The 12,618-nt window shown below is 39.0% G+C and carries 10 protein-coding genes; all 10 read left to right on the forward strand.

The window, feature by feature from the left end; translation table 11 throughout:
* Nucleotides 1–387 precede the first annotated feature (387 nt).
* A complete protein-coding gene (locus ACFPIK_RS00765) occupies nucleotides 388–861 on the forward strand; it encodes a nucleoid-structuring protein H-NS (RefSeq protein ID WP_377911200.1) in 474 nt (157 codons plus the stop codon).
* 24 nt (nucleotides 862–885) lie between these two features.
* A complete protein-coding gene (locus tag ACFPIK_RS00770; RefSeq protein WP_377911202.1) occupies nucleotides 886–1,461 on the forward strand; it encodes a hypothetical protein in 576 nt (191 codons plus the stop codon).
* Nucleotides 1,458–2,300 (forward strand): hypothetical protein, encoded by an 843-nt coding sequence (locus ACFPIK_RS00775; RefSeq protein WP_377911204.1) that lies wholly within the window; start codon nucleotides 1,458–1,460, stop codon nucleotides 2,298–2,300. Before ACFPIK_RS00770 ends, ACFPIK_RS00775 begins: the two co-directional genes overlap by 4 nt.
* Nucleotides 2,287–4,740: a leucine-rich repeat domain-containing protein gene (locus tag ACFPIK_RS00780; protein WP_377911206.1), complete on the forward strand. Its 2,454-nt coding sequence runs from the start codon at nucleotides 2,287–2,289 to the stop codon at nucleotides 4,738–4,740. The genes ACFPIK_RS00775 and ACFPIK_RS00780 overlap by 14 nt, the downstream gene beginning before the upstream one ends.
* Before the next feature lie 379 nt (nucleotides 4,741–5,119).
* Nucleotides 5,120–6,622, forward strand: coding sequence for a hypothetical protein (locus ACFPIK_RS00785; protein WP_377911208.1), 1,503 nt, complete (start codon nucleotides 5,120–5,122; stop codon nucleotides 6,620–6,622).
* Complete coding sequence (locus ACFPIK_RS00790; RefSeq protein ID WP_377911210.1) at nucleotides 6,622–8,163, forward strand: hypothetical protein; 1,542 nt, start codon at nucleotides 6,622–6,624, stop codon at nucleotides 8,161–8,163. Before ACFPIK_RS00785 ends, ACFPIK_RS00790 begins: the two co-directional genes overlap by 1 nt.
* 252 nt (nucleotides 8,164–8,415) lie before the next feature.
* The gene (locus ACFPIK_RS00795; protein WP_377911212.1) at nucleotides 8,416–8,922 is read left to right on the forward strand and encodes a winged helix-turn-helix domain-containing protein; all 507 of its coding nucleotides are present in this window, start codon (nucleotides 8,416–8,418) and stop codon (nucleotides 8,920–8,922) included.
* Between the two features lie 708 nt (nucleotides 8,923–9,630).
* Complete coding sequence (locus tag ACFPIK_RS00800) at nucleotides 9,631–10,503, forward strand: glycosyltransferase family 2 protein (protein WP_377911214.1); 873 nt, start codon at nucleotides 9,631–9,633, stop codon at nucleotides 10,501–10,503.
* 138 nt (nucleotides 10,504–10,641) lie between these two features.
* On the forward strand, nucleotides 10,642–11,508 hold the full coding sequence (locus ACFPIK_RS00805; protein WP_377911216.1) for an ATP-grasp fold amidoligase family protein: 867 nt from the start codon (nucleotides 10,642–10,644) through the stop codon (nucleotides 11,506–11,508).
* A gap of 54 nt (nucleotides 11,509–11,562) precedes the next feature.
* Nucleotides 11,563–12,402: an ABC transporter permease gene (locus ACFPIK_RS00810; RefSeq protein ID WP_377911218.1), complete on the forward strand. Its 840-nt coding sequence runs from the start codon at nucleotides 11,563–11,565 to the stop codon at nucleotides 12,400–12,402.
* Nucleotides 12,403–12,618 lie beyond the last annotated feature (216 nt).

Raw genomic sequence — 12,618 nt, forward strand, 5'->3', positions numbered from 1 at the left:
AAATTTTGGAGGAGAAAAATCCCATGAACTCAACTCCCTAAGTTGAAGAATCTGGATTTATGTCACTCAATTTTGCATTAGAAACTGGGATTTTGAAGGTTGTTACCCATAAAAGATTTTTAATTTTCGGCTTTGAAAGTCCCCTAAATCGGATTTAAAAAGTTGATTTTTTTCCAATTGAAATTCAGAGAGTTGGTAAATTTTTATTTTCTCTATCAACCTTATAAAAATAATTTATTGAAGTTTTTTTTACATAAAAGGGCAAATATCAATTTCAACTCGTGTAAAGCAGTATCGTCAAATGATATGTTTTTATTTACTTTGCATCATCCAATCGCCCTAAATTCGGCAACTATTCTAATTAATAAAACCTAATCTATCAAAAAGATGAAGCAATCCTTGTTCTCTCTTTCCTTGAGAAAAACCATGTTTGTGGCTCTGTTAGCCATGATGGCCATGGGTGCATGTAAAAGCAAAAAGAAAGCAGTGGCTCCTGCACCTGCACCTGCACCAAAAGAAGAAGTCATCCAACAAGCTCCTCCTGCACCCGCTCCTGCAAAATCTGCGGAAGAACTGGCTGCAGAGCGTCTTGAAAATTTCTTCAATTCGGTTTCAAATGCCAGCAGTGTAAATGCAGCAAATCAAACTATCCAAGATGCCTTGGCTATGTTCTCAAATCAGGAAACTCCGGTTCTGATTGTTATCCATGAAGAAAAAGGAATCAAGGATTATGACGAGCCTACCACTATCAAAAGATATTTGGAGTACCTGAAAGACACTAAAAAGAACCTCAACTATATTTCTGACATCAGATTGGATGCCAGCGGTAAGGTGTCTGAACTGGAACTGAAAAGAAAATAATTCAAACCGGAAAAACTGAATAAAATGAAAAATAAATTGATTCTTTTCCTCGGACTGTTTCTCTCTGCTTCATTGGCAGTAATGGCTCAGGACAACATCAGCCCTGCACGTAAGCAGGCCATTGATTCCCTTGCATTGGAAAAAGTAAAAGACCTTTCCAAGTATATTGCCATAATTGGCAGCAAGGAGACACAATTCTCCGAAGCCAACCGCGTTATGGATAGAGCTGAAGAGCTGTTTGCTCCAGGTGCTGAGATGGGGGTGTCCTCTATCAATACCAAAGAAATCGCTTATTACAAAGTAAGAAGATACTTCGAGCGACTAATGGCTCTCAACTATGATCGAGTAAACATCACATGGTATGATATCCAGTATATCTCTGACTTGGAAAGACAGCCTGACGGTAGATACGTAGGTGTAATCACTATCTATCAGAGATTTGAGGGAACTTCAATCGAAACAGGTATGAACTATAAGGATACCACCAAAAAGGACATTACCATTTACGTAGAGAAGAAGCAAACTCAAATTGCCGGCCGTACCATCGAGTTTTGGGACGTGATGCTCGGTGACGTTAGAGTTACTGAAACCTCCGCATGAGAAAAACCTTTCTGATTTTTGCGTTTTTTATCGCAATCATCTCTGTTGTCTCGGGGCAAAGCTATTTAGGCGGCCCCGGGACAATTAAGGATGACGGAAGATTTGCAGCTTCCACCAAACAACTCAATCAATTCTTTAGAAGATTCAACGGTGAAGAATCTGTAGACGGAAATACTCGATTTTATCCGGGAGACTCACTTTTTCAAAATCCAAGTCTCAGAAAAGGTTTCTTATCGATCCTTTTTGATAATCAGACTTCTTCCATTTCACCGGATTTGAAAAATCAGTTTATCCAGAGTGTACTTTCACCCATGTATCCACAATACCTCATCTTCCACAGGCCAGGGTGGTATGCTGAGGTAGATGCAGTCTTTAATTTTAAAGGTAAAAGAGAGCAAGTAACCTTTATCATGAAAATCCAACCCGAAGGTCTTGGATATGAGTGGGTTATTGATCACGTGGTATTCGACCCTTTCAAAAATTTGTTTAATAAGCCAGTAGGGGATAAAAAAGATTTCCTTCATCCACTCAGCCATGAATTGGGATTTATGAATCTCAGAAGGGCTTTTCAGGATTCAAATTCCCCCGAATCATTTACTGCCAGTTCATACAAGCCAGATTATTTGGCAATTTTCTTGTATGAGATGAAACAAGGTAACCTTCGCTTCGAAACAGTAAATGAGGTTAAGTTCCACTTTTTTCTGATTGGAGGTTGGTACTTTGAAGTAAATCAGTTTAACAGACCCGGATTCAATACCGGATGGTTGATTTCAAATCTTGTCCGACTAGGACCAGGTGACAAAGAGACCCTATTAAAATATATCTATGATCAGAATTAAGCAAAATACGCTCCTGAGCCTGTTATTTTTGCTGTGCGTTTCTCTTCAAGCTCAAACCATCAAAGGCTATTCCAAGGACCAGGTAACTGAACTTTCTTCCAAAGTAGAGGATCAGGTTAGATTTTTGGAATATCTGCTCAATACTGTGGGGGATTCCCAAACCTCAGCCAGAGACAAAGATGTAATTATTCGCGAGAGTTACCTTAAGATTTTTAGGGATGCCAAAGTGCAAGTAGAGGATGATTTGCTACTTGATAGAAAAGTAGTGACCAACAAAGATGTCACCGCTTATCTGAAAGACATTGAATTTTTTTATAAAACTGTTGAATTCAAATTTAAAATCCGGGAAGTAAAGCCAAACCAAAAGGAAAATGGTGAAGTGTATTTTCTGGCTTCCTTGGATAGAACCATCACCGCTGTAGGAATAGGTGGGGAAAAAATCTCAAATACCAAACCTCGATTCATCGAGGTCAATTTGGATGAAAAAACTCAAGAACTAAAAATTGTCAGCGTCTATACCACCAAGGTGAGTAGAGATGAAGAATTGAAAGCGTGGTGGACATCCCTTGATTCCGGATGGAAATCATATTTCAAAAGCAGGTTTCAACTTAGTACTACCGATAGTGTGGGCTTGGATATGTGGTACAAGTTTGTCAGTGTAGATTCCCTCAATCTTGCGGGGAATAGGCAAATTAAAAACCTCAATGCACTATCCGAACTCAGGGATTTAAAGCATCTGGACATCAGTAGTACTTCAATTACGAATTTGGGGCCTATATCCAATGTCACACTATTGGAGAGCCTCAATATTGCCAACACCTCTACATCAAATATTCAATTCATAAAATACTCTGATCGCCTGAAGTATTTGGACATCTCCAACACAAAAATTGAAAATATAAGTGAGCTGCTTAATCTAAAAAGTTTGGTAGGCGTAAAAGCTGAGCGGACTCCCATTCAGAGTTTTTCGGTTTTGAATGAATTTAAAAATCTTACTGACCTGGACCTTACTGAAAGTGGATTCAATAATCTTGAAAATATTAAGGAATTAGTAAAATTGGAACGACTTGATTTGAGTAAAAACTATATGCTCAACTTTTCGGCGATAGCTTCATTGACTTCTTTGAAATATTTAGATTTATCTCAATCCAACTTGCAAGATCTTTCTCCCTTGAAAGGGATGACAAGGTTGGAACTTTTAGACATCACAGGGACCACTGTTGCAGACCTTTCTCCTGTAGAGACCCTGCCTGAACTAAAGAAAATCTCTGCCGATCAAACCAAGCTTTCGGTGGAGACGGCTACAGATTTTGTCAGAAGAAACCGAGAGATCCTGCTTATTCACCATGTGAAAGACCTTGAATCGTGGTGGGTAGGACTTCCGGAAGCTTGGAAATCAGTCCTTAAAAAAGCTAACTCATCCATCAAAAATGATCAACCTGGTGTTGAGATACTTACCCAAACCGTTACACTTCCAACGCTTAACTTGGATGATGCAGGGATAGAAACATTAAATCCTTTGATCCGATTTGTAAATCTTTCTGATCTAAGTTTTTCTGACAATCCATTGGTAACAGATTTGATTCCGTTGAGCGAAATCAGAACCTTGAAAAAAGTGGTTGGTAAAAATTCCGGCGTAAAGGATTTATCAATTTTAAAGGAGGTTGAACTTTTGGAGCATATTGACTTGGAAGGAAGTCCCGTTGAAAGCATATCAGCTATAGTTTCGCTTCCCAAGCTAACTTTCCTTAACGTAAATCGTTCGGCAATTTCCCATGATGAGGTACCTGGATTTTTAATACAAAGACCTGAAATCAATGTAATCTATAGGACCGATGAGCTTCAAACCTGGTGGAATGAAATGTCCACCAGTTGGAGGGATTTATTCAGAAGGCAGTTTAATTTGCCTGAATCTCCCAACACAGAACAGTTGCATCAGCTGACAGGAAGATCAGAATTGAATTTTGAAAGGATAGGTGTTCAGGATCTTAACCCTCTGATTGTCTTTACCAACCTTCGAAAACTTTCTGTTTTTGATGCTCCGATAGCCTCGATAGCTCCTGTAAGCAGCATGACTAAGCTGACTTCCCTGAGGCTGTCTCAAATCCCATCTGTGGACTTTCTTTCTGTATCGGGACTGATTGATTTGGTTGAACTTGATCTCTCAAACACAGGTATTGAAGATTTGCTTCCTATTAGTAACCTTAAAAATTTGCAAAAACTCAATCTTTCAGGTACCAACCTTAAGGTTTTAAAAGGGTTGGAGAAACTTGTCAATTTGGAAGAACTTGATGTAGCAAGCACCAATCTTAGAACCTTGAAACCGCTGGAAGGATTGAAGACTTTGAAAAAACTTTCCTGTTTCAATACCAACCTAACCACTCGTGCGGTGGATTCTTTCAAGGCCACCCATCCGGATTGTGAAGTAAGGTTTTATTAATTTTGTCCTCAACGTCAAAGCAAAAAAGGAAGGCCGAAGCCTTCCTTTTTGTTTCAATTAAAAAGGGGAGAAAAGTCATGAGAAAAATCCCTTCAAAGTTTTGAGAGCAAAAATCATGAGAAAAGTTGCTTAATCACCCTGATCAAAATTACCAGCCGGAGCCTTCAAAAAAATACCCACAATTGGGTATTTTTTGACTTTAAGGGTTGGTAGTTTTCCACATAATGTAATTATTTCATGATGTAAATTACCTTTTCTAAGATTGAAGAGAGGGTATTTCAGAATTGAATTCCGGTTATTCGAAGTGCTTTTTTCCTAAGGACTAGTGCAATTCTTGTCAAAGAGTACAGGTATGAAGTCAAGTTCTTATTTTCATGTTATGGCTAACTTGTTTTCCTGGTTTTCCCTTTTGATGTGCCTTCTATTTATATGGATTGGAATAAATAAAGGATTTGATATCTCAGATGAAGGTTTTTATGTCTTATTGACCGTTCCAACTCAAGAGAATCAATCAGGGATTATCAATTATGACTTATTCTTTAAACTGATTTTCCAGGTCACAGGCATCTCATTTTCTTTGATTGATTTGAGGCTGATTCGTTTGGTTGGATATTTTTTTGCAGGATATGCCTTGACTGAGTTTTTGAAAAGTCGCTTTGATACGTCCTTGAGCAAGTCTCAGATTTATCTCTTTTCGATTTTGGGATTGTTTTCAGGGTATGCATTTCTGCCACCTACACTATCTTATAATTCACTTACGGTAGTCCTTGCGTGTTTTTGGCTCAATACTATTTTTTATAATCCTGATCATTCTCTCAAATCTGTATCACTTGGATTGATTTTGGCATTCATGGTCTATGTTAAAATTACAGTTGCCCTTGGATTGCTCTTCTTTTCAATAGGAATTCTAATTTTAAAAGGGAAATTTTCCCTGCGGTCAACTATACTGCTTATTATACCATTCCTGATTTTGGAAGGTATTTTTTGGATATGGCTTGAGGACTGTGCATTAGCAAGGTTGTCCGAGGCTATACCGTTTACCGCTTCTCGTCCTGGGTATGGGCTCGCGCAATTGATAAAAACTCCCCTAATAGGTTTGATTTTCACCCTTATTGGTGTGCTAATAGGAGGATTGATTGCCAAATCAAAGGAAAGATCCTATCTGTTTGTCGCTTTATCCCTGTTGCTTTCCTTTGGTTTACTTTATTGGTTGATCAGATTCACCCATGTTACCGATGAATGGAACCATGCTTTTTTGCTGTCTACCTCTGTTTTTCTTGGTTACGCATGGGTTGACTCAAACAAGATTTTGTCCCTTTCTCTTGAAGAGATGACGATGTTTTTTCTGCCTTTCCTACTTCATTTTGGGAGTAATGTATATTGGCTTCGTATAGGAATCCATTATTGGGTTTTTTGGGGGGTATTGATTTTGTTGAAAAACCCGATCACTTCCCAACAATTATTGAATCTCGTTGGATTCCTTGCTATGGTATTGGTTTTTAATGGAATTTGGTGGCATCCTTTTGGCCAGGAAAAACCGCTCTGGACTGCCAAAGTCGATTTTAACCGAGGAGGTGAAGTGATTAAGGTCGAGGAAAGTCTTGTTGAAGTTGTTGGGAGAATTCAGCACTTTGCAATAAACAGAGAGATTACTCAAATTCAAACCGCATACAGAATCCCTGGATTAATTTGGTTGGCAGGTTACCAAATTCCTTATTCATCAAATGTCTGGGATAAAAACCAATTGCAGCTTATTTCTCCCTCGCCACCTAATGTGATCTTATACAGTCCCATTCAATCATTGCCTGAAGGTTGGATATATACACAATCCCAACCTCTAGGTTCTGTCCAGGGAAATTTGATTTACCTGCTATGGAATTGATGAGTAAAACTAAATTTCTTCTTTTTTGGAATACCTGGGGGGCTATTTCTATAGCCATGATCACTTGGCTACCATGGAGATTTCAGGTGAATGATGATGTGATCATGATGTGGCTCGTATCTGGAGCTTATACGGGTACCCCTGAACCCTTTGCGGTATTTATCCATCCGGTTTTGAGTTGGATGTTTTCGAAACTTTATACTGCTGGACCATCTATTTATTGGTACGAGAGCCTATGGTTTCTTACCATTTATTTTTCCTTTGCTTTACTTATCAAAAGTGTTTCTCAAATCCACACATCTGAATTATTCAGAAATCTCCTGGCATTTTTTATACTGCTTATCAGTCTTCATTTAAGTATTTTCCCCCAGTTTACATTGGTGGCAGGCTTTGCTGCTTTTTCTTCCTTGGTGATTTTGACTGGAAAAGAATCAAAACTACTATGGCGATTAGCATTTGTTCTGCTCTCCTTGGGAATTATGATCCGTTGGGAATCTACAGTTTTGATTGGTTTGGGATTTATTTTCTGCTCCATATTCACCTTTCCCTTTAGTTTTAGAATAAGAATTAGTAAACCGATAATTAGGATAGTTCTTTTATTTATTTCCCTCATTGGGTCAAAATCGATCTACGAAATAAATTCTCCATATGCAGAATTTTTAAAGTTTAACCGAATCCGAGCGGCAGTAATTGATCACCCTGTTTTTTACCAGGAGATTTTGGAAAAAAAGATTCCCGAATCTTCAGAACTTTATTTTTTCTCCAGATGGTATTTTGAAGACTCGGGGATTTCTGAAACTGATTTGCAGGAAAAGAAAAAAAGCCTGGATTTGAGCTTTTTTACTTTTGATTACGCGCTTAATTCGCTTAAGAGATTATGGAGATTTCAAAAAGTGGAAGCCTATAAATCCGCTTTGATTCTTGGTATTCTGTTTTTTTATTTTTTACTGATCAGAAAAAAACATTCACTAATTCTATTTGGAAGCTTTTGGTTATTGTTTTTATTGATTTTCAACCACTTCTTTTTGATTCAGGGTCGAGTAATCTTTCTTTTCTTTCTCTGTTTTCTGGTTCCGTTATTCAAGCTTGGCCAGATTGACATCCATAGGAATGCCAGCATTGGATTGTTTTTATTCTTTATGATAACATTCGGTATTCATTTGTCTAACTTTTTGAAAGAGGGGAGAGGAAGAAAAGTTATGGATAGTGAACTGGTAAGTCTGCAAAGCCGATTGAATCCATCCGTACCTGTCCTTATTGAAGGATACCATGAACATAATTTGGGATTTAGATTTTCATCTTTGAATCCTGTCCCTTTCCTATCCACGGGCTGGATTTCAAGGAGTGAGTTTCAGAAAAAAGCCCTGAAAAGGTTGAATCTTTCCAGTTTTGCAAATATTCAAGAGTATGCACTGATTACTCCTACTACAAATACAGAAATTGTATTTCCTGATTACATGGATCATGCTTTTGGTTCTTTTGTTCAAACAGATTCAGTCCAGACAGCTAATTTCATTTTTCTTCAATACAAGAAAAGGTAGCAAACAACCTTTTGTCTTGTACCTTTTTACTCTTGCAAAACTCCTTAAAGCCTTTAAATTTGTTTACCGAGTAATTTTTTTACTCAATCCGCTAACTCCCCATCTGGGAGTGAAGTGGCGAAGCGTGGAGAATTAGTAAAGCATTCTCTCTTTAGACTTGACCCCGTTTTCAATTCAGCCATATTAGGTGAAGAGACTTTTTCTGTATCAATTCTCCTTATCTCCAATCTCTTAATCTCCCAAATCTAACCTTTGCTCGACTCTCTAGTCACTTCCAAAACCCGTGTAAAGCTCCTTTTGAAGTTTTTCGCACACAATAATTCAGGATACCTGCGCTCCTTGGCCAAAGAATTTGAAGAATCCACCAATTCGGTGCGGGTGGAGCTCAACCGTTTGGCGGAGGCAGGTTTGCTGTTGGCAGAGGATGAAGGCAAAACCAAAGTCTATCGGGCAAATCACATGCATCCTTTTTTCACGGAAATCAAAAACATGGTTTCCAAATTTTTAGGTTTGGATGACCTGATGGAGCGGATAGTTCGTCGGATGGGTGAGGTAGAAAGGGCTTACATTGTCGGAGATTATGCCATGGGGATAGATTCGGGCATAGTGGAGATGGTTGTCATTGGGAAGAACCTGGATACTCAATACCTGGAATTTATTAAAAGCAAAACGTTTGAAAAGGTCAATAGAAAGGTTCAGGTAACTATTTTGGATACCGATCCTCAGGATATTGTTGGAATCATGATTTACGGCAATTAATGACCTATCCACATCAATTTACTGCATTAAGAACAGTGGAAAGGTTTGAAGCGGTGGCTGTTTATAGATGCCGCAAAAAGGTGAGCAAAATCTAGCTTTCGGTACTCGAATTCCTTTTCTAACAGTACTTTACCAAATGTATGAAAGAGGCAAATGAAGAGCTGTAACCATGGGTTTCTGATCAGGATTTAAGCTTCATGAAGGAAATGATCTATCCCGATAGGAATGTCTTGGAATTGCCTGTTGAGGAGTTCAATTTTTGGGAAGTCCTTGAATGAAGGTAATCCATCTTTAGGAAAAGTCTAACTGGGAAATTTTTTCTATAAAAAATGAAAATGATTCTAATAAAAAATTGTACTATATTCCTGCTGATGAATTCGTGTCGAGGTGGAGTTTAGAAGCAATTGGGAGATGAGCTATTCTGGAATATGCTTTGAATTTTATTTGCAAAAGGTCATGCGGTTAGCTTGGCAAATTTTGAATCTGCCGGTTATGGACGGCGGGTCTAAACAGGCTTGTTTACCAAATGAGCCAAGAAAAATTTCATTCGGTAGAATTCTATTTTTCGACAATTATCTTCTTTTTCAACACCAAGCCCCAATTTCTGAGGACGGTAAAGGTTTGATAATTAGGATGCGTTTGTTTATACCGAATTCAAATTATTTAAATCCCTTCAAGTTATATAATTAAAAATTAAATTTTAAAACATTGTATTTCGAACCAGGGCTTGTTTCTATTTTAATACCCAATTTTAATAAGGCAGAGTTTATCGCTGCCACCCTTGATTCCATTATTACCCAGGAATATCCCTTGTGGGAGTGTATTATCGTAGATGATCATTCTACGGATGAATCCTTGGAGATTCTAAAAAGATACGAAGAGAAAGACAGTCGTTTTAGGGTTGTCTTGAGACCGGCCGGAATTCCAAAGGGAGCTAATTTTTGCAGAAATCATGCATTTTCCCTCTGCAAAGGAGAGTTTATCCAATGGTTTGACAGTGATGATATTATGTACCCGTGGTTTTTGAAGCGAAAAGTGGACTATCTTCAAAGTCACCCCAAAATGCCATTTGTCATAGCGAAGGCTGATTTGAATTTTGATGATGATTTTGTGGGCAACAGAAAGTTTGCTCAAAATTTGACGAGCGAAAACCCAATTGATGATTACTTAAAATTTAAGCTGATTTTTCTAACTGGAGGCCCCTTGTTGAGGAGAAATATTCTCAAGGAATCAGGTTTGTTTAATCTCAGATTAAAGCGTCATCAGGAATGGGAGCTTTACCTTCGAGTCGTTCTGAATTATACCAATTGGGGGATTTTGGAAGAGCCCTCCTTTAAGTACTTTTTTCACAGCAATTCCATTACTTCCCATTTTCAGGAAAAAAGTAAAGTAGTGGATTCCGAATTGGTCCTATTTCAAGAAGTTTTGAACCTTCCCGAAAAGAATTTTAACCATCCTATATCGAAATCTACCCGTATTCGGCTTGCCCTGAAGTATGGGTTGGTGGCTACCAAATATTTAAGGCCTAAATATTCTTTACAGTTTTTCAGGATGCTGTTTATGGAGTTTTCAAGAGCTTGAATCTCCTTTTTGTAAAAGCTTTTAAAGTATAATTACTCACTTTCTATGTTGATTTTCAGCTCGGCAGCAATTCAACGTTGGCGCAATAGGGCCTTTGAGTTTAGACAAGCAGTTTTGGGGTATCCCAAACTCAGGAAAATGTTTGAACACTGCAATGGGTATCCTTTGGATTTGCAAAATCCATTGACTCACAATGCGAAGATCAATTGGAAAAAAGTCAAAGACCGAAATCCTCTTTTAACCTTGACTTCTGATAAAGTAAAGGTAAGAGACTATGTGAAAAGCGTCCTGGGTGATCAAGAAGCTGAGGAAATACTGATCCCTATTTATTTTATAAGCAAAACTGGAAGGGATATCCCTCACCAAAATTGGGACTATGAATTTTTCATGAAAGCCAACCACTTTTCAGGGGGAAATATGCTAGTCCAGCCAGGGGCTGATCCCAAACTCATCCAGGAGACCTGTGAAAATTGGCTTTCTACCAGCTATGGCCAAGGCATGCATGAATGGGCCTACAGAGATATTCCCAGGAGGATAGTCTGTGAAAAAGTGCTCCGAACCGAACATGGACAAATTCCTGCGGATATTAAGTATTACTGCTTTCATGGAATTCCAAAAATGTTGATGATCCTTTCAGATAGGTTTGAAGATCAAAAAAGAGTCTTTGTAGATGAAAATCTCAACCACTTTGAAGGTGCTCAAATGATTAATAAACCTCTACTTTGGCCCTTACCTCCTTTGCCAAATCATCTGCGAATGATGGAAATAGCTGCTAAGCTATCCAAGCCCTTTACCTATTGCAGGGTGGATTTTTACTCCATTGGTGAAAAAGTATATTTCGGGGAACTTACCCATTATACCAGCTCAGGATACGAGCCATTCAGTGATTATGATCTCGATCTTGCATTTGGAGAGCTTTGGAAAAAAGAAAACAGCCATCGATCGGTTCTTGAAATATTGAAATCTATCAAATCCAAAAAACTGGAAGTGATCCATGGGGATTAATGTAACCGTAATCAATTTTCTGTTCTCTGGTTTTAGTAATCTCTAAGTAGCGAAATGAGTCAAACCTTACCCAACCCCAAACTTGTCAAAGTAATCGAGCCTTCTTCCGGCTGGAAAATGGTCGATTTCAAAGAGCTATGGAGATACAAGGATTTACTCTATTTCCTTACGCTCAGGGGGATCAAAGCCAGGTATGCCCAATCTGTCTTGGGAGTAGCTTGGGCAATAATTCAGCCTTTGTTTACCACGCTGGTATTTACCCTGGTTTTTGGAGGTTTGGCAAAAGTAGATTCCGATGGAATGCCTTATGTGTTGTTTTCCTATCTGGCATTATGGCCATGGAATTACTTTTCTGGCACGCTTACCGAGTCGGCTAACTCCCTGATTCAAAATGCCAACATGATCACCAAGGTGTATTTCCCCAGAATGGTACTCCCACTTTCAGCTATTCTTTCCAAGCTTTTGGACTTTACCATAGCCTTTGTGGTGGTCATCGGGATGCTGATTTATTTCAAGCAAATGCCAGGTTGGGGGATATTGGTCTTACCCCTGCTTACCGTCCAATTGTTGATGTGCTCCTTGGGAATCGGGATGTTTCTATCAGCCTTGGCAGTGAAGTATCGGGATGTGAAGCACGCGTTAACTTTTGTAGTTCAACTTTTGCTCTATGCTGCTCCCGTGGTTTATAGCACTTCGGCTGTACCCGAAAAATACCTCCATTTCTACATTCTCAATCCCATGGTCGGTGTGATTGAAGGATTTCGAGCCGCATTTTTGGATCGGCCCATGCCTTGGGAATGGATCTGGCCGGGTAGCATAGTCGCCTTGATTTGCTTTGTTTTCGGCATGATGTATTTCCGAAGAATGGAGCGGATCTTCGCTGATGTAGCTTAAGGTGTTGTCAGGTTATCCGCCTACGGCTGTTGTCCGCTGAAGCTGTTATCATGTTGTCTGCCTACGGCTGTTGTCAGGATGGTGAGCTTGTCGAACCATCCGCCTTCGGCTGTTGTCCGCTGAAGCTGCCTGCCTCCCGAAGGGATGGTTGTCTGGTTACCTGAACAAGTTGACTTCCTACTTCAACCTTGATGCTTCGACTACGCTCAGCACAGG

The sequence above is a fragment of the Algoriphagus aquatilis genome, from assembly GCF_042657405.1.
Taxonomy (GTDB): Bacteria; Bacteroidota; Bacteroidia; order Cytophagales; family Cyclobacteriaceae; genus Algoriphagus; species Algoriphagus aquatilis.

Excerpts from the sequence above, each read along its gene's own strand:
- ACFPIK_RS00770 (WP_377911202.1), top strand. The coding sequence starts at position 886 with ATGAAAAATAAATTGATTCTTTTCCTCGGACTGTTTCTCTCTGCTTCA.
- ACFPIK_RS00785 (WP_377911208.1), top strand. The coding sequence starts at position 5,120 with ATGGCTAACTTGTTTTCCTGGTTTTCCCTTTTGATGTGCCTTCTATTT.
- ACFPIK_RS00810 (WP_377911218.1), top strand. The coding sequence starts at position 11,563 with ATGAGTCAAACCTTACCCAACCCCAAACTTGTCAAAGTAATCGAGCCT.
- ACFPIK_RS00775 (WP_377911204.1), top strand. The coding sequence starts at position 1,458 with ATGAGAAAAACCTTTCTGATTTTTGCGTTTTTTATCGCAATCATCTCT.
- ACFPIK_RS00780 (WP_377911206.1), top strand. The coding sequence starts at position 2,287 with ATGATCAGAATTAAGCAAAATACGCTCCTGAGCCTGTTATTTTTGCTG.
- ACFPIK_RS00765 (WP_377911200.1), top strand. The coding sequence starts at position 388 with ATGAAGCAATCCTTGTTCTCTCTTTCCTTGAGAAAAACCATGTTTGTG.
- ACFPIK_RS00790 (WP_377911210.1), top strand. The coding sequence starts at position 6,622 with ATGAGTAAAACTAAATTTCTTCTTTTTTGGAATACCTGGGGGGCTATT.
- ACFPIK_RS00805 (WP_377911216.1), top strand. The coding sequence starts at position 10,642 with ATGTTTGAACACTGCAATGGGTATCCTTTGGATTTGCAAAATCCATTG.